The organism is Salinibacterium sp. 10G20-15, assembly GCF_057365065.1.
In genome coordinates this window covers 715,554-733,080 of the sequence record NZ_CP195118.1, presented here as the reverse complement: position 1 = coordinate 733,080, position 17,527 = coordinate 715,554, and the positions used below count along the sequence as shown (strand labels likewise).

The following is a 17,527-nucleotide window of genomic DNA, read 5'->3' as shown; positions in this document are numbered from 1 at the left end:
CGCATTGCAGAGTAACGAAAAGAGATTTAGTGTCCGAGAACCACCGCGAAGACTCCGAGCTCGCTACGGCAGCAGAGCAGTCCTCCGAGGAGGATGAGGCGCAGACGGGGAACACCCTGGCTGAGGCAGAGCGTTCAGAAGACTCCGCCGAGCACCAGGCAATGCACGTCGAAGATGGTTCGACTGATGTCGACGCTGATCTCGCCGGGCTTCTCGAAGCTCTCGATGCTGCAGTCGACCCCGAAGCTGATGCTGAAGTGAACGACGCACTCGACATCGACAGCGCGGCAGAGGCTGACGCTTCTGTGGCTGCTACCGATGACGAAGCTGCTGACACGGCGGCAAGTGCTGCTGCAACTGACGACGCCGCAGAAGTTGACCCCTACGCCGAGTTCCGCATGGAACTGCGTATGCAGCCCGGCAAGTGGTACGTCATCCACTCCTACGCCGGCTTCGAGAAGCGCGTCAAGCACAACATTGAGAACCGCAAGGTTTCCATGGCGATGGAGGACTACGTTTTCCAGGTCGAAGTACCCATGGAAGACGTCGTTGAGATCAAGAACGGGCAGCGCAAGCTCGTCAATCGCGTTCGGATCCCCGGCTACGTTCTGGTTCGCATGGACCTCAACGAAGACAGCTGGTCGGTCGTTCGCCACACTCCCGGTGTTACTGGCTTTGTTGGCAACGCTCACAACCCGGTACCTCTTCGTTTCGAAGAAGCGTTCAACATGCTCAAGAGCCTCGTAGAGGTTGTCGAAGCTCCTGTTGCAAAGGGGGCATCGCAGAAGAGCAAGACTGCCGCTCGCGCAATCCCCGCAGAGATCGACTTCGAGATCGGCGAGACGATCACCATCAAGGAAGGCTCGTTCGCGGGTCTGCCCGGTTCGATCAGCGAGATCAAGCCCGAGAGCGGAAAGCTCATCGTGCTCGTGTCGCTCTTCGAGCGTGAGACTCCGGTCGAGCTCAGCTTCGATCAAGTCACCAAGCTTTAAGGGCGTACGCCCCTCACAAACCACCGCGCCTCAATTGAGGTGCGGGAGAGCTGGCCACACGGGTCAGTTCGTACCGAAAAGGAAACACAATGGCACCGAAAAAGAAGGTTACAGGTCTGATCAAACTTCAGATCCAAGCCGGCGCCGCTAACCCCGCACCGCCCATCGGGCCCGCGCTGGGACAGCACGGCGTTAACATCATGGAGTTCTGCAAGGCGTACAACGCCGCAACCGAGGCACAGCGTGGAAACGTTATCCCGGTTGAGATCACCGTGTACGAGGACCGTTCGTTCACGTTCATCCTCAAGACCCCGCCTGCAGCAGAGCTCATCAAGAAGGCTGCTGGAGTTGCAAAGGGTTCGGGCACGCCGCACACCGTCAAGGTTGCGCAGCTCACTAAAGATCAGGTTCGTACGATCGCCGAGCAGAAGATGGCTGACCTCAACGCCAACGACATTGACGGCGCAATGAAGATCATCGCGGGCACCGCTCGCTCGATGGGAATCACGGTGGAGGCATAATGTCCAAGAATTCCAAGGCATACAAGGCCGCCGCTGAAAAGATCGAAGAGGGCAAGTTCTACACGCCCACCGAGGCTGTATCGGTTGCTCGTGAGACGGCTTCGAAGAAGTTCGACTCCACCGTTGAGGTTGCTCTTCGCTTGGGTGTAGACCCTCGCAAGGCTGACCAGATGGTTCGCGGCACCGTGATCCTGCCTCACGGTACGGGTAAGACGGCTCGCGTTATCGTTTTTGCAACCGGTCCGGCAGCAGAAGCAGCGATCGCTGCTGGCGCTGACGAGGTTGGTGGCTCGGAACTTATCGAGAAGGTAGCCGCGGGTTACACCGACTTCGATGCTGCAGTTTCGACCCCCGAGCTTATGGGTCAGGTTGGTCGCTTGGGTAAGGTTCTTGGTCCTCGCGGCCTCATGCCGAACCCGAAGACCGGAACGGTTACTCCCGACACCGCGAAGGCTGTTTCGGAGATCAAGGGCGGAAAGATCGAATTCCGCGTTGACAAGCACGCCAACGTTCACTTCATCGTGGGCAAGGCAGGCTTCACCGTAGAGCAGCTCGACGACAACATTAAGGCAGCGCTCGAAGAGGTTCTTCGCGCCAAGCCCAGCTCGTCGAAGGGACGGTACATCACGAAGGCTACGGTTTCGACCACCTTCGGTCCCGGCATTCCGGTCGACATCAACTCGATCTAATACTGCTTCTGAAAACGGGGGTCGGGTTGTGCCGGCCCCCGTTTTGCATTCCCCGGCGGCTAAATAGTCGGGGTAGCGTGAGAGTTGCATCGCTGTTGCATGTCGCTGAAGGAGATTCCGTGTCCACCACAGTTCGCCGCGCTGTTGAGTCGGATGCTGCGCTTCTCCACGATCTTGCTCGCCAGACTTTTCCGCTCGCGTGTCCGCCAGCAACAACTCAGGAGGCAATCGCCGCCTTCATCGAGGAACACTTGTCGGTCGAGTCCTTCGAGCGTTACCTTGCCGATTCGACTCGCGAGATCCTCATTGCCGAAATCGAGGACGAGGCAGCTGGCTACGTGATGTTCTGCGCGGAAGACCCCGCTGATCCAGATGTCGCTGCCGCGGTCATCGAGCGCCCTACGGTCGAGCTCAGTAAGTGTTATGTTCTCGGCAGATTCCACGGAGCCGGCGTTGCGTCCACGCTCGTGAGCACGGGAATCCAGTGGGCTCGCACTCAGAATTTTGCCTCTGTATGGCTCGGCGTGAACGAAGAAAACGCGCGCGCCAATCGCTTCTACGAGAAGATGGGGTTCGAGTTTCGGGGGACCAAGAAGTTCCTCGTGGGGCCGAAGTGGGAAGACGACTTTGTCCGCGAACTTTCGCTCAGCCGAGAGGCCGCAACGGCCTAGCTTCGGGGCGAAACCGGTGCTCTAAACTATGGGGATGCCCGCACTGCTGCCCTCGCCTTTCCCGACGATCGCGCAATGACGGCTATTGCGCCGCCGCACGTATTAACACGCGCGGCCGAAGGCCTCGCCGCAGTAGGGGGCAGCGTGGCGGTGGGGATCGCGCTGATCCTGATCTGGGGATCACGCCTGATGGTTCCGCGCGAGCTCTATGTGAGCGAGTTGGGCGCCGAGGGCGAACCGACAGCCGCGGCTTTCGAGATCGCTCTTCTGCTCATCGTTGCTGGTGGCTCCGCTGTCGCTTGGGCGGCCCGACGCGTGCGTGCTTGGCCTCGAGTGTTGTCGTGGGGATCACCCTCAATTTCGCTTTGGATGGGCTGCGGATTCTTTTTGATCGCGTCGCAAGTGACGTGCACTTCTGGATGCCCGTTGCCGTACGGCCCGAGCTTCACGTGGCAAGACTTCGCGCACACACTGGCGGCAGTACTCGCGTTCGCCGCTGCGTGCTGGGCGATGATTCAGACATCTTTCGCTCGCGAGCATCGCCTGCTCGCTCGTATGTCGATAATGACCGCGATCGCTGTAGCGGTGATCGCGGGAACCGGTGGGCTCTTCTCGCTTTTTCGTTTTCAGGTGGTGCTGGGCAGCAGACTCGAGTTTGTGGCAACGACGATCGCTATTGCGTGGCTCATGATGCTCGGCACCGTGATTGCCGTGCGTGCACTGCGGCGGCCGCTGCCCGCGTAGCCGGGCGTGGAGAGCACTGGTGTGTGCGTAAGCTGGCGACCTAGCGCGGTGTCTGGGGTGCACGCATCAGATCGAGTAACCGATCCGCTAATCCCACCAGTGTATGAATCTGATCTTCGTCGCGCTCGACCCATTGGCATTTCGGTGTCGAATGAGTGGGCACAAAATCGGTGTGCTGCTCCCACACCACGAGAGTGCGGTCAGCACCCAGTACATACTGCTGCCACCAGACCTGACGGAGGTAGGAACGGGGGATGCTCCGCCAGGGTTTTACGGTGGTCTTGATCTCTGAGAGAACGAGCGAGCCATCAATCAGTGAGACACCGTCGGGGGTCGCCAAATGCAGCGGTTGATCGTGCGCGTGATACAGCGCCGAGCTTGATTGGATGCCGTGTTCGCCGAGCACCCAACGTGCAATTTCGGGTTCCCGCGCGCGACCGTGGTCGGTGAATACGTTGCCGGAGAAGCCTGAGCCGAGGAGCTTACTCTCTACCACCGCGCGCAACGATTGCTCGGTAGCAAGTCGGGCGGCATCCGTGGCGGTGACTCCACGACTGCGCGCCCTTAGCCAAGCGACACGATCTTCAGCGTGAGCGACGATCCGATCCCGATGATTGGGCGCGACAGGCTCCCACAGATCGAGCTCGGGTTGCATAATCACATACCTATTGTGCTCCCTCAGATCGCCGTGACGATCGCACCGGGCGCGGCGCGGGCAAAATGAACGGGATCTGAGTGCGCGGGTGACTGCGCTGAACGGAAATGACGCTGCGAACTGGCAGACTAGGCGAATGCGAGCCCTGCACCTTCTCTCAGCACCCTCTCCCCGTCTTCGTCGTGGAGTCGCCGGCTTGGGTGCGGCGATCGCGGTTACGCTAATGACCCTCGTTCCTGCCGCGGGGGCAGTCGCATCGATGGGGTCAATCCCGCCCGATGTCAGCGCTTTCGCTGCTGAGGACGAGGGATTGCTTCGCGAGCTTGAAGAGTTCTTTGGGGTCAATCAGCGAGGCACCGGACTCGATTTTTCGGATGGTATCGAAACGGGTGAAATTGACCGCGTGTTTCTCTGGTCAGATGACTTCCAGTCCGGTGTTCCGACCGAAACCCCGGTGCAGTATGTCAATCGGTGGAAGGTGCCGGTGCTGATTGGGGAGGAGCCTGTCGGTGTCGCACTGATTGGCTTTGATCCAGCAACAGTCGAACCGGAAATGATTGATTTCATCCGTAGCCCGGGCACTGCGCTCGCACTTGACGACGTGGAAAGCGACGCGACGCTGGTGCACGAACCCGACACGGGGGCATGGTTCGCTGTCGTTGATGACGAGGCCACCCCACTGGTTCGTGGTGAGAGCGAGGTAGAGGGGGCGATCTCCCTCGTTGAATACCAAGCCATCGTGTCTGCGCGACTGATTGAACCCGTTGAAGAGACTCCTCAGCCCGATAGAGGTTCGGTGCAGTCGGTCGTACTCATCATCACGACCATCGGTGTTGTGTTGATGGTGCTACTCGTGCCCACGGTTAGGGGCAAGCTGCGCGAACGCCGCGAGCGTTTGGCCCCGAGCGTGGTCGCTGATGCCGATGCCGATTCCGATTCCGATGCCGATGCCGACGTTGATGTCGATACTGAAGTCCCGAAGGTGCCTGCGACACCGCTCGCCACAGACACGTCTTCACCCGGCAAAACTGCGCCGGCACCGAAAGCGCCCTCACCCCATAAGGAATCTGGGGGAGCTGCGGCAACGGCGTCCCCCGAGAGACAGCCGGCGCCGAAAAAGCCGGCGCCGAAGAAGCCAGCGCCTAAGGAACCTGCGGCTGCAAAGCCAGCGCCGAAAAAACCAGCCCCGAAGAAGCCGGCCCCGAAGAAACCTGCGACGAATAAGCCGGCACCGAAGACGCCGGCCCCGAAGAAGCCGGCCGCACCGAAGAAACCGGCCCCGAAGAAGCCGGCCGCACCGAAGAAACCGGCCCCGAAGAAGCCTGTTGCTCGTAAGCAAACGACCACAAAGACATCGCCCGCGGCGTCCGACGCGAGCGATGCGTCGGCAGCTCAGTAGACCGTGTCGCTTCTTCGTTCACCGCTCGACAGAGACATCCGTCGGCTCGCGGTCCCGGCGCTCGGGGCGCTCGTCGCCGAGCCGATCTTTCTTCTCACCGACACCGCCCTCGTCGGACACCTCGGTAGTGCACAACTGGGTGGACTGAGCGTCGCGAGCGCCGTGCTGCAAACGGCGGTCGGCCTGCTCATCTTTTTGGCCTACTCCACCACGCCTGCCGTAGCGCGCTGGTTGGGCGTGGGCAATCGCGCGCGTGCTGTCGCTGCCGGCGTCGACGGAGTCTGGCTCGCCGTGGCGCTCGGCATCATCCTTGTCGCCGTGGGGATTCCGGCCACGCCCTGGTTGGTCAGTCTGTTCAACCCCGACGCCAGCATTGTCGGTTACGCCACCGAGTACCTAGCGATTTCGATGCTGGGCTTGCCGGCGATGCTCATTACCTTTGCCGCCTCGGGCCTACTGCGCGGGCTGCAAGACACCAGAACTCCGCTGATCGTCGCGGTCGCTGGGTTCATCTCCAACGCTCTGCTCAACACCCTGTTCATCTACGGCTTCGGTTGGGGTGTCGCGGGTTCCGCCATCGGCACGGTCGTCGCGAGCTGGGGGATGGCCGCCGCCTACCTCGTGATGCTCGTTACCCTCGCGCGCCGTGAAGGTGCACGCTTGCGACCACACGGCAGCGGGATGCTGCTCGCCGGGCATGCCGGCGCGTGGCTGTTGCTGCGTACGGCTTCGTTGCGGGCGGCGATGCTCGCGACGATTGCGGTCGCTACCAGCATCGGCGTTCCCGAGCTCGCAACTGTGCAGGTCGCCCTAACGATCTTTGCGACGCTCGCTTTTGTCTTGGATGCGTTGGCAATCGCCGGTCAGGCCATGATCGGTAAAGAGCTGGGCGCGAGCGACCTCGTCAAGGCCCGCGCGATCACTCGCCGGCTCATTGAACTCGGCATCGGCAGCGGTGTGGTGCTCGGTTTACTCATGCTCGTGGTGTCCCCGTGGGCCGGGATCGTGTTCAGCTCCGACCCTGTCGTTCGCAGCGGCTTGGCCGCACTGCTGTCGGTACTGGCCCTCGGCATCCCGATCGCAGGTTTCGTTTTCGTTCTTGACGGGGTGCTAATCGGCGCGGGGGACGCACGCTACCTCGCTCTGACGGGGCTGATTAACCTTGCGGTGTATGCGCCGCTGCTGTGGTGGGTTTACTCCTCGAACCTCACCGGCACCGCCGCGATTGTTGCCCTCTGGTTCGCTTTCGGCCTCGGTTACATCGGGGCCCGTGCGGTCACTTTGGGCATTCGTGCCCGCGGTGACCAGTGGCTCATCCCGGGGGCGACGCGCTAAACCTTTCGCGCCGCCCGCAGCGGTATGCCCTTGCGCTACTTCTTTTCGGTAACGGAACCGTGCTTCAAGTGCAACCGTCGCTCGGCACGCTTCGCGACCGCGGAGTCGTGGGTCACGATGATGAGCGTCAGTACCTTATCGCGCCACAGTCCTTCGAGAAGCTCCATGATCTCGTCGCGAGTGTGCTCGTCAAGGTTTCCGGTCGGCTCGTCCGCCAACAGAACCTTGGGCTCTTTCACGAGGGCGCGAGCGATCGCGACACGTTGCTGTTGCCCGCCCGAAAGCTCGGCGGGATGGTGAGTTAGGCGTTCGCCCAATCCCACCTTTTCTAGAGCCGCGCGAGCACGAAGGCGACGGTCGGAATTCGACAGTCCGAGAGGCGCGAGCGCAGTCTCCACATTCTCCTGCGCCGTGAGCGTCGGGATGAGGTTGAAGCCCTGGAAGACAAACCCAATAGTGCGGGCGCGAATTTCTGCCAGTCGTGAGTCTGGCATTGCGGAGAGCTCTTCGCCGCCAAGGGTGACGGTACCGCTCGTGGGGCGCTCGAGAGCTCCGAGCATTTGCAGCAGGGTCGATTTGCCGCCTCCGGTTGGGCCCTGAATGGCGACCATTTGCCCGGTAGGGATGCTCAAGCTCACCGTGTTCAGGGCGCTAATCGGGCCGCGTTTTGTTTCGTACTTTTTGGTGAGTTCGCTGAGTTCATACATGAAAAATCTCCTTGAGGTCTGCGGGATTCAGGGGTTAGGCGACGCTGCGGAGAGCTTCAGCGGGGCGAAGTCGTGCTGCACGCCAGCCGCCGAACGTGCCGGCGATGAGTCCGCCGAGAATGGCGAGCGCGACGGCGATGCCGATGATGCCGAAAGTCACGGGAATCTGGAGCGCGATGTCGGTCGTCGCTGCAGCGGTAGTAGCAGCATCGCCAAAGCGGTTACCTCCACCACCGAAGCCTGCTCCCACTCCAGGGCCAGCGGTCGCTGAGGCGGCAGCGCTCGCGCTGAGCACGGGAGCTGCACTATTGATGGCGAGGATGCCGAGCAGTCCGATCGCGACACCGACCACACCGCCGATGGCGCCTTGTACGAGCGATTCTCCAGCGACCTGACGGACGACAGCGCCGTTACTCCAGCCGATGGCCTTCAGCGTTCCGAACTCGCGGGTGCGGCGGGCAACACCAGAGGTGGTGAGCAGTACCGAGATGAGGAAGGCGGCAGCCAACACAATGATCGAGAGCCACGTACCGAGCTTTCCCACGAGGTCAGACGCGGTAGAAAGCGAACCCGAGACGCTCGAGGCGAGATCTTCCTGGGTCTTCACCGAAGCATCCGGAAGTTCCGTGTGCAGTGCTGTTTGAACGGCGGCGACGTCAGTGGAGCTTGCCGCCTGAACGTACACGGTCGAAATTTGGTTCTCCAAGTCGGCAACGCGCTGGGCGGTGTCGAGCGGAATGTAGGTGTTGGATGCCGTAGTCGCGTCAGCGGAGGTCGAAGTGACGGTTCCGATCACCTCGAACTCTTCGCCACCGATCTCCAGGCTGTCGCCGACGGTGAGTGAGCTCGTGGTGGCGTAGCTCGTGTCGAGGATCACGACGTTGGTGTCGCTGTCGCTCGACTCGAAGGCACGGCCGTCGACGAGCTCGACGGAAGTGAGTGGGCCGACGCTTTCGCCCGCTACAGCGATGCCGGTCACGGTGAAGGTGTCGACGTTGAAGGCGCTCCCGCCAGCTCCATCGGGACCGCCGCGGCCGCCCGGTTGGGTTCCTCCGCCGGGTGCGGTTTCGCCGGTGTCCGTTGCGGTGGGCGCAGCTACTTCACCGCTGAAGCTCACGTTGGTGAGCGCGAGGGTGGCGGTGGCTGCGGCAACGGAGTCGAGGCTGAGGGCAGTGGTGAGAGCATCCGCGTCGAAAGTGGTGCTGGCGTTGCCGCTTGTGAGACGTGATTGGTTGAGCGCTGTTGTGCCATCGGCGGTTTCGCCGTCCTCGGCTCCGAACTCAAAGCGTGGACGATCTTGCTGCGCACCCTCTTCGCCCTCGGCGGGCTGAACGGGTTCCTGCGAAATGGTGATGTCGGTGCCGACACCATATACCGAAGCGAGCACGGTCGCTTGGGCGTCGCGCACTCCTGCTGCGACGCCGTTGACGATCATGACGAGCGCTATGGCCAACGCCATCCCAGCGGCGATGATTGCTGTGTGTTTGCGTCGATTGCTGAGCTCTCGATACAGGTATGTTGCGAACATAGGTCTCCTCGGGTGATGCGCGGGGCGGTGGTAGCCGAGGTAAACATAAGAACGACGGCTATCAGTGCTCTATGGCGATCCTGTGAGTGCGCTAGGAGCGCTCGCTCTTTGCCTTGTCGGTGCCGTCAGAATCCGCGCTCAGAAATTTCATAGGAAACTCCGAATAACTAGAGCCATGATCCAGTCACACCACCTCCCCGCGGTTCAGGCGCAACCGCGACTCAGCCGCGCCGACGGAACCGCGATCCGCGCGGTGGTGGTCGACGATGAGGATTCGCTCACCGACCTTCTCTCGATGGCGCTGCGCTATGAGGGGTGGGATGTGCGGCTCGCCTCCGACGGCCCCACGGCTCTCTCGACCATCCGCGAATTTAAGCCGGATATCGTCGTGCTCGACATCATGCTGCCGGGGTTCGATGGGCTTTCCGTGCTGTCTCGTTTGCGGGCTGACGGCATTCAAACCCCCATTCTTTTTTTGACTGCGAAGGATTCGGTAGACGACCGGATCGCGGGCCTCACCGTGGGCGGCGACGACTACGTCACGAAGCCCTTCAGCCTGGAAGAGCTGGTCGCTCGGTTGCGGGCGCTGTTGCGTCGTTCAGCACTGACTGTTGCGGGAGAGTCGAATCCCATCATTGAGGTCGGCGACCTCATGCTCGACGAGAGCACCTATGAAGTCAGCCGTGCCGGTACCGCAATTGAGCTCACCGCCACAGAGTTCGAACTGTTGCGCTACCTCATGCGCAATCCGCGCCGTGTACTGAGCCGCGCCCAAATTCTGGACCGGGTGTGGAGCTACGACTTCGGCGGCAAGGCCAGTGTTGTGGAAATCTACATCTCCTACCTGCGCAAGAAGGTGGATGTGCTCGGCCCGCCCATGATCCAAACCGTGCGCGGTGTGGGCTACATGTTGCGAGCACCCGAGTGACGCAGCCACGCGAAGTCAAGGCGCCCGGTGCTGGGCGCGCTCCGCTTAGTCTGCGCAAACGCCTGGTTGTGGGCAGCGCTGCGCTTATTGCGCTCGCCGCGATTCTCATTGGCGTCGTGAGCGTATTGTCGCTGCACGGTTTTCTGGTCGGCAGGCTTGATACCCAACTTTTGTCGGCGTCGACGCGTTCACAGGGTGCTCTCGAAGGACGCCAACTCGGCGACAACCAGCGTCCTCGAACCCGCGACTTCTTGGCGCTTCCCGGACAGCGCGAAGGGACTATCGCCGGCCTCGTCGCTGACTCCGGCGAAGTTTCCGCAGGTGTTCTCGGCGCTAAAGGCAGCTCCTCGTCGCTGAGCGATGACCAGCTCGAAATGATTGCCACAATCGATGAGGTCAGCGAGCCCGTTACAGTCGCACTGGGCGGAGACCTCGGGGACTACCGGATGATCGCCTCCAGCGATCCAACGACGGGCGACACCCTCATCGTGGGACTGCCAATGGCCGACGTACGGGCGACTGTGCTGCAACTAACGATGCTTGTGGTCGGTATCGGACTGCTGGCGATCGCGGTCGCGGCGGTGGCAGGGGCCATCGCTGTGCGCTTCGCTCTGCGACCGCTTGAGCGGGTGGCGAGCACGGCGACCAGAGTGTCTGAGCTCCAGCTCGATCGCGGGGCTGTGGCGCTCGCGGAACGAGTTTCGCTCGACGATGCCGACCCGCGAACCGAGGTGGGGCAAGTGGGATCAGCCCTCAACCGTCTGCTTGAGCACGTGGCATCCGCTCTCACCGCTCGTCAGGCGAGCGAAGATAAAGTGCGCTCCTTCGTGGCCGATGCCAGCCATGAACTTCGCACCCCCCTCGCGTCGATTCGAGGTTATGCCGAGCTAACGAGACGGGGCGGACACGAGATTCCTGCTGATGTGGCCCACGCCATCGGGCGAATCGAGGCGGAGTCGGTGCGAATGACGGGGTTAGTCGAAAGCTTGCTGCTCTTAGCGCGGCTCGATGAGTCAGCTCCGGTGGAGGTTCGTGCTGTCGACCTCTCTGAGCTGCTCATCGAAGCGGTGGGGGATGCTGCCGTTGCTGGCCCCGATCACGAGTGGGAATTGCAGCTTCCGGATGTTGCGGTTGTGGTGGCGGGCGATAGCGCCCGGCTTCACCAAGTCGTCACTAACCTGCTCGCCAATGCCCGCATCCATACTCCTGCGGGCACTAGTGTGACCGCGAGTCTCACCACGGAGATGGACCGCGCAATCATCGAGGTACGAGACACGGGCCCCGGAATCGCGGCCGAGCTGCAGGGGAACGTCTTTGAGCGCTTCGTGCGTGGCGACAGTTCGCGCTCGCGCGCCGCGGGCAGCACGGGGCTCGGCTTGGCCATTGTCGCGGCGGTAGTCGAGTCGCTGGGGGGAACGAGTTCCGTCTCGAGTGAGCCTGGCGATACCGTGTTCCGTGTAGAGCTTCCGATCGCTGCGACACCTTAACCGGATGCAGGGAGATCGGTCGAAATAGCGGCCATGCTGCCGACTTGCAGCCTGACCTTCGATCACGTACTCTTACGGGAGCCAAAGACCGCAGGTCGTTCGCGTGCATGAGAGTGTGTGCGATCGAAGTTCGTGAAAACGAAGGCCAGCGCAGGTGTATGAAGTAGCTTTTCGACCACATCTGGTCTCAAATCCGCTCCGTGCCTCTGCGCTAGTGCAGAAGGGCCGGAGCTTTTTCGTTTAAGAGCCCCGCGCTCCTCCGATACTTTTTCGCGGTTCCGAGGCAGACACACATCAATCATTAGGGAGCACCATGGCGAACAAGGAAGCATCGGTCGCCGAGCTTACGGATCTTTTCCGCAACTCGACCGCCGTCCTGCTAACCGAGTATCGCGGACTCACTGTTGCCCAGCTCAAGGAGCTGCGCAAGTCAATCAGTGAGCACGCAACATACGCCGTGGTGAAGAACACGCTGACAAAGATTGCAGCCAACGCCGCAGGCATTTCGTCGTTTGACGAAGAGCTCGTTGGTCCGTCTGCAATTGCGTTCGTGCACGGAGACCCCGTCGCCGTTGCGAAGGCTATGCGTGACTTTGCCAAGGCAAACCCTCTGCTCGTAGTGAAGGGCGGTTACTTTGACGGTAACGCGCTCACTGCAGACGAGGTCAAGAAGCTGGCCGATCTGGAAAGCCGGGAGGTGCTCCTTGCGAAGTTTGCAGGAGCCGCCAAGGCTTCGCTGTTCGGCGCCGCGTATCTGTTCAACGCACCGCTCGCTCAGGCCGTTCGCACGGTCGACGCGCTGCGCGAGAAGCAGGATTCCGCGCAGTAACGCGCGGGCTAGCTAGTTCACGAAATATTAGGAGAAAATCATGGCGAAAATGTCAAGCGACGACCTCATCGAGGCGTTCAAGGAACTGACCCTCATCGAGCTCAGCGACTTCGTTAAGAAGTTCGAAGAGGTCTTCGAAGTTACCGCTGCTGCCCCGGTTGCTGTTGCAGCTGCTGGTGCACCTGCTGGTGGAGCCGCTGAAGAAGTTGAAGAGAAGGACTCGTTCGACGTCGTTCTCGAGGCTGCTGGCGACAAGAAGATCCAGGTCATCAAGGAGGTGCGCGCCCTCACGAGCCTCGGTCTCGGAGAGGCGAAGGCAGTCGTTGACGGCGCTCCCGGCGTTGTGCTCGAGGGCGCAAACAAGGAGACCGCGGAGAAGGCAAAGGCTGCTCTTGAAGAAGCCGGCGCAACCGTAACCCTTAAGTAGTCGATTCCTCTCACGAGGATCTCGCCTCTGTAGAGGCATGCTTAGCCAGCAAGACGTCACCCTTCGGGGTGGCGTCTTGCTGCGTTAACGGGCAGACAACTGCGTTTACTCATACGTCGCCATCTGGTTGACATGACACAAGCCGCTCGACCGCGTGCGGGAGCGGCCCTGTGTCGCATTCTGGGAGCGTTCACAACTGAGGGTGGACCCGAATGCACCTCTCGCCTGCGCAGCGGCCTCAGGGGGCTTTCTCGGGGCAGGCAAAGACGAGCGCCGTGTTCGCGCTGTGCTCCACCACGGCGAAAGTTCGGCGCGCGCGGGGGACGAAGAAGAGGGGGTGGGGCGCTTGGTAACCAGCCGAGCGCCCCACCAGCGTGCCGAATCCGTTGACACCAGGGATCAGGTTCCGGAGGCGGATGTATCGGCACGAGACCGCTAGGCGCGCAAGAATGCGGGGCTAGCGGAAGTGGTCTAACTAATGTATCGACGCGTCTGAGGCCCAGCAACAACCTCAAGGGTGAATGGAGGGTTAGTCGTGGGTGATATCGACTTGGAGCCCGAGCTCGCGAGATTTGTGGATGGCTTCAACGCGCGAGGTCACCCCAAGCTTGCGGTAGATGCTCTTCAGATGAGACTTCACGGTGTTGACAGAGATGAATAAAGTTTCAGCGATCTCGGCGGAGTTGCTGCCGCGCACCAGCTCTCGAGCGATGGCTCGTTCTCGATCGCTGAGAGCTTGAGAATCACGAGTAGGCAGAACCACAGTAAGACCATCGAGTCGCTTGATGAGGGCCCTCACTTCGAACGGCTGGCTTCGGCCCGCCGCGCGAGTGAGCATATCCTGAACGACCTCGCTCGGCACCAGTCGAAAGGGGCTATGCATTCGATTGCGGGCGGCTAATCGCAAGGCTCGATCGAACGCGACATCGGACTGTTCCTCGCTGCCAAGCGAAAGGTGTGCCGCGCCTTTAACGAGAAAGGTGTCCGCGAGATTGCGGTTGGAGTGGGCGTCGCCCAGCACTTCGCACTCACGAATAGCCTCAAGCGCGCCCCGCGAATCGCCGGTAACAAAGCGCAGATGCGCAACGAGTCGCCCCGGGCACACGGTGTGGTGCTGCGTCGGCGTGAAGTCCGCGAGCAGATCCCACGCGGCACCGCTATCTCCGAGCTGTAAGAAAGCAGCCGCCCGCAAACTTCGGATTTCTGCATCCACGAAGCCAACGGGATCCCAGCCGTCGAGAGCGAACAGTGAACGACGTAAGTGGTCGAGACCCTCGTGAGCGCGCCCATCAAAGAGCTCAATGAACGCCTGAGCGTACAAACCTAGCGGCTCCCAATCACTGTTGCTGGTCGCTGCACGGAGTCGGGCAACTAATGGTTCGAGAGACTCTCCGCCCTGCTGCATGATCGTCACTAAGGCTTCGGTGATCAGAGATGGCGCATTGAAGCGGCTCGTGCGTAGTTCGGGGCTAGCCCCCGTTGATTCAGCGCGCGCGACATAGTTCAGTGCCTGTTCGAAGTCCCCGAGGAGGAACTGGATGAGCGCGAGGCATCCGAAGACTTCAAGCTGGTTTGCGACACTGAGGTTAGTCTCGGCTAATGAACCGGCAAGGCGAAAGTCGGCTTTAGCTCGATCGAAGTCTCCGCCGTGCAACGCGATCGCTCCGCGCTGGAGAGCGATCTCCGCTGTAAGCGGGATGCGGCGAGCGAGTGGAATCACGTCGCGACTATCGGCGATCGAACTCGCTAGCGACACTGAGGCAAGAGCATCGTTGAGTCGTCCGAGTGAGCGCAAAGCCGCGGCATAGCGTACGTGGAGTGTTGCGCGTACGAAGGCGGGAGTATGGGGGGTTAGTAGGGCGAGCGCCGCGTCGAAATAAGGGAGAGCCGCGGTACGACTCTCGGTGTCAGCCGAGCGAAAACTTGACGCGTAGCATGTGACTAGCCACGGGTCGCCATGCCACAGTTCGGCGGGGGTTGCGTCCAGCATCGAACGGAGGGGCGCTCCATGCGTGCTCACCAGGCGTGGCCACGCTTCGCGAAGTTCCTCAACGGCGAGCTCGAAATTCTCAGAGACGCGGGCCGCGTCGAAGGCGCGCTCAAGCGTTCTCACGTCGGCTATCGCCATTGTTGATTCCCCCCTTCGAAACGAATGTCTCGATGAGTTCGTGATTCTCGCCTAGTCGGGTGGGTGATGCGAGAGTCATAGACTACTCCCTCTGCGCGTCGGGCTTGCATTCATTTGCGCGCACCCCCCATAATAGGCACGTCGCATTCTTGACCCCCGAACGTGTGACACCACCCGATAGAGCTACCCGGAATTCCCCGCCGGGCTAACGCGCCCCCGCGCATTAGTTCGAACTGTTCTAGGTCGCTCGTTACCCGAGAGCGAAACCCGAAGTGAATACATTTCTGGCGCGTCTACGCGCCGCAAGTCGAAGCCCCCGATTCGATAAGACCACCGGTCAGCAGCACAAGCGTTGGTCGTTGAAGAACTTGCGCGGAATCTCTGCTGCAGTTGCACTCGCGCTGGTCGTAGGTTCTGGACTGGCCGTCGTGTCAGTGTCATCGGCGGCTGAAGCCCACACGCCGAACATCGACGTCACGTGCGAGGGCGTCACCGTTTCTGGACGCTACTACCAAGAGAGCGGGTCGCGTCCAGGTCAGCAGAACCTCATCAAGTTTCAGCTCGAAGGCGGAGAAGAGCAGGTGATTCCGTTCGGCAAGCACGGTTCACATTTCTTCCCCTTCCCCAACTCCACTGAAGCTCACACCTTCACGGCATCAGTGACGGCCTGGAACGACCCCTCGCACCCCAACTGGAACCGTACGTGGACGAAGACGTCTGAGCCCTGTGCCGTTCAGAGCATCGTGAACGTCACCGCTCCTCGCTGTGAAGTGCCTGGCGGATCGACTGATATCACTGCCGAGTTCAAGGACCTCGTGGCTGACCGCAAGTATGAAGTAACCCTGTCGAGTGCGTCCAGCGAGACGAAGACCGCGAAGTTCACTCCCACGCAGACCACGGGAAGCTACACGTGGAAGGGTACGGCCGCAGGACCCACCTACACGGTAACCATCACGGACACGACAAACCGATCTCTCACCGCAAGTACCACTGTCCACTCGGTTGCGTGCCCGGAGGTTTCGGGAATCGCGATCGTTCCGACAGAGTGCACCGTTCCCGGTGAAGGCGCGTCGCTCAAGGTAAACGTCAGCGACTTGGTGATCGGGCGCGAGTACCGCATCGAGATCGTCAATGCCTCGTCTGATGCAGTCGTCGACAGCCACACTTTCACTGCTGAGCAGACCTCTGGTGCTTACAACTCTCCGGCAACGCCGTCGGCGAGCTACTACGCCTCGATCATTGACACAAGTGCCGAAGATTCGACACCGCTCAAGAGCAGCGTCCACACGTTCCTTCCTTGCCCCGGCGAAATTCCTGCTCCGGTGCTGAGCGCCACCCAGTGTGACGCGGTGTCGACGGATGCAGAAGGTGAAATCAGTGTCACGGTAGAAGGTCTGGTCCCGGGCCGTACGTACAACATCGTTGTCACCGACGCAGCCCACAATGCTGTACTCACGCAGAACAGCTACCTTGCCACTGCGGATCGCTTCGAAGCTGAACTGAGTGAGCTCGCTCCGGGCGATTACACGGCTACGGTCACCGACTCCGAGCAGCCCAGTTACACCAACAGTGCTTCGGTAACGCTCGTGCCCTGTGCGACGAACGAAACCACTGTCGAACTCACCGCAGAACAGTGCACGGTTCCCGGCGGCGACGCCTCGATTACCGCCACAGTTTCAAACTACGCTGTAGGTCGCGAGTACACCGTCGCGCTCATGCTCAACAATGAGATCGTCGGAGAACCTCGCAGCTTGGATTCCAGCAGTGGTGAGGCACAGGAGTTCACGTTCGAGGGCCTAGAAACGGAGAACACCTATCGTGTTCTGGTCACCGACTCGGCCTCGAACCCGGCCGTAACGGCAGCCGCGGACATGTATCTGGCCGCGTGCCCCGAGACTCCCGCAGTTCTCGGTTCACAGGTCGAATGCAGCGTGGACGGGCAGTCCGGCATCGAAGTCGCTGCCGGTAACCTGTTTCCCGGAGAGACCTACACCGTCACTGTGGTAACCAAGTCCACCGGTGAGTCCGTTCCAGGAGTTGAACCGGTCGTTTTTGTAGCTGACATGCCAACGCGCACTGTCACGATCGAGAACGTGCCGAACGGTGAGACGTACACCGTCACGGTGGAAAGCGCCAACATGGAGCTCGTCAGCATCAGCGAGATCACTCTTGAAGTGTGCGACCTGCCTACTCTGCCGTTGCCTCCCGAGGAGCCACCCACAACTCCTTCTACGGTTGACCTGCCCACTCTGGCATACACAGGCTCGAGCACAATCGCTCCGACACTCGCTGGACTCGGGTTCCTGCAGCTCGGATTGGTGCTCGTAGGGTTCAGCGTTGCGCGACGACGTTCGGTAGTTCGCGGCAGCTGATCCTGAATGTTCGGTGGGTAGCCCTAGCTACCCACCGAACCCCCCAACGGTTTCTCGCACAGCGCACTCGGGCGCTGTGCGATTGGCCGTTAAGGAGTAAGACGCAAACTAGTCT

At 61.0% G+C, this 17,527-nt stretch carries 16 protein-coding genes; 12 read left to right on the top strand and 4 right to left on the bottom strand.

From position 1 onward, the window contains the following. Positions 1 to 29: 29 nt before the first annotated feature. The 5 genes from nusG (at position 30) to ACR3YK_RS03405 (ending at position 3,617) form a co-directional block, all read left to right on the top strand. Entirely contained in the window at positions 30 to 992 is a 963-nt protein-coding gene (gene nusG, locus ACR3YK_RS03425; RefSeq protein ID WP_486175838.1) for a transcription termination/antitermination protein NusG, read from the top strand. A gap of 89 nt (positions 993 to 1,081) precedes the next feature. Further along, a complete protein-coding gene (rplK, locus tag ACR3YK_RS03420; RefSeq protein WP_100389473.1) occupies positions 1,082 to 1,513 on the top strand; it encodes a 50S ribosomal protein L11 in 432 nt (143 codons plus the stop codon). Beyond that, positions 1,513 to 2,202: a 50S ribosomal protein L1 gene (gene rplA, locus ACR3YK_RS03415; RefSeq protein WP_486175837.1), complete on the top strand. Its 690-nt coding sequence runs from the start codon at positions 1,513 to 1,515 to the stop codon at positions 2,200 to 2,202. Before rplK ends, rplA begins: the two co-directional genes overlap by 1 nt. Before the next feature lie 119 nt (positions 2,203 to 2,321). Then, positions 2,322 to 2,873 (top strand): GNAT family N-acetyltransferase, encoded by a 552-nt coding sequence (locus tag ACR3YK_RS03410; protein WP_486175836.1) that lies wholly within the window; start codon positions 2,322 to 2,324, stop codon positions 2,871 to 2,873. Between the two features lie 75 nt (positions 2,874 to 2,948). Next, the gene (locus tag ACR3YK_RS03405; RefSeq protein ID WP_486175835.1) at positions 2,949 to 3,617 is read left to right on the top strand and encodes a DUF998 domain-containing protein; all 669 of its coding nucleotides are present in this window, start codon (positions 2,949 to 2,951) and stop codon (positions 3,615 to 3,617) included. A 40-nt stretch (positions 3,618 to 3,657) separates the two neighbouring features. Here the strand turns inward: ACR3YK_RS03405 and ACR3YK_RS03400 are convergent, their stop codons facing one another. Further along, positions 3,658 to 4,272 (bottom strand): YqaJ viral recombinase family protein, encoded by a 615-nt coding sequence (locus ACR3YK_RS03400; protein WP_486175834.1) that lies wholly within the window; start codon positions 4,270 to 4,272, stop codon positions 3,658 to 3,660. 136 nt (positions 4,273 to 4,408) lie between these two features. Between ACR3YK_RS03400 and ACR3YK_RS03395 the strand changes: the two genes are divergently transcribed. Continuing rightward, the gene (locus tag ACR3YK_RS03395; protein WP_486175833.1) at positions 4,409 to 5,671 is read left to right on the top strand and encodes a hypothetical protein; all 1,263 of its coding nucleotides are present in this window, start codon (positions 4,409 to 4,411) and stop codon (positions 5,669 to 5,671) included. A gap of 3 nt (positions 5,672 to 5,674) precedes the next feature. Continuing rightward, complete coding sequence (locus ACR3YK_RS03390; RefSeq protein ID WP_486175832.1) at positions 5,675 to 7,006, top strand: MATE family efflux transporter; 1,332 nt, start codon at positions 5,675 to 5,677, stop codon at positions 7,004 to 7,006. Positions 7,007 to 7,041: 35 nt separating this feature from the next. On the opposite strand, the gene ACR3YK_RS03385 is transcribed toward ACR3YK_RS03390, so the two are convergent. Beyond that, entirely contained in the window at positions 7,042 to 7,713 is a 672-nt protein-coding gene (locus ACR3YK_RS03385; protein ID WP_486175831.1) for an ABC transporter ATP-binding protein, read from the bottom strand. Positions 7,714 to 7,747: 34 nt separating this feature from the next. Further along, positions 7,748 to 9,241 (bottom strand): ABC transporter permease, encoded by a 1,494-nt coding sequence (locus tag ACR3YK_RS03380; RefSeq protein WP_486175830.1) that lies wholly within the window; start codon positions 9,239 to 9,241, stop codon positions 7,748 to 7,750. 175 nt (positions 9,242 to 9,416) lie between these two features. Between ACR3YK_RS03380 and ACR3YK_RS03375 the strand changes: the two genes are divergently transcribed. From ACR3YK_RS03375 to rplL, 4 genes are all read left to right on the top strand, one after another. Further along, on the top strand, positions 9,417 to 10,169 hold the full coding sequence (locus tag ACR3YK_RS03375; RefSeq protein WP_486175829.1) for a response regulator transcription factor: 753 nt from the start codon (positions 9,417 to 9,419) through the stop codon (positions 10,167 to 10,169). Next, positions 10,166 to 11,656: a sensor histidine kinase gene (locus ACR3YK_RS03370; protein WP_486175828.1), complete on the top strand. Its 1,491-nt coding sequence runs from the start codon at positions 10,166 to 10,168 to the stop codon at positions 11,654 to 11,656. The genes ACR3YK_RS03375 and ACR3YK_RS03370 overlap by 4 nt, the downstream gene beginning before the upstream one ends. Positions 11,657 to 11,969: 313 nt before the next feature. After that, positions 11,970 to 12,485, top strand: a complete 516-nt coding sequence (rplJ, locus tag ACR3YK_RS03365; protein WP_486175827.1) for a 50S ribosomal protein L10 — start codon at positions 11,970 to 11,972, stop codon at positions 12,483 to 12,485. Between the two features lie 40 nt (positions 12,486 to 12,525). Beyond that, positions 12,526 to 12,912: a 50S ribosomal protein L7/L12 gene (rplL, locus tag ACR3YK_RS03360; protein WP_486175826.1), complete on the top strand. Its 387-nt coding sequence runs from the start codon at positions 12,526 to 12,528 to the stop codon at positions 12,910 to 12,912. Between the two features lie 529 nt (positions 12,913 to 13,441). Here the strand turns inward: rplL and ACR3YK_RS03355 are convergent. After that, the gene (locus ACR3YK_RS03355; RefSeq protein ID WP_486175825.1) at positions 13,442 to 15,040 is read right to left on the bottom strand and encodes a helix-turn-helix transcriptional regulator; all 1,599 of its coding nucleotides are present in this window, start codon (positions 15,038 to 15,040) and stop codon (positions 13,442 to 13,444) included. Between the two features lie 272 nt (positions 15,041 to 15,312). Here ACR3YK_RS03355 and ACR3YK_RS03350 point away from each other — a divergent pair, with 272 nt between their 5' ends. Then, entirely contained in the window at positions 15,313 to 17,412 is a 2,100-nt protein-coding gene (locus ACR3YK_RS03350) for an RTX toxin (RefSeq protein ID WP_486175824.1), read from the top strand. The last annotated feature ends 115 nt before the right edge of the window (positions 17,413 to 17,527 follow it).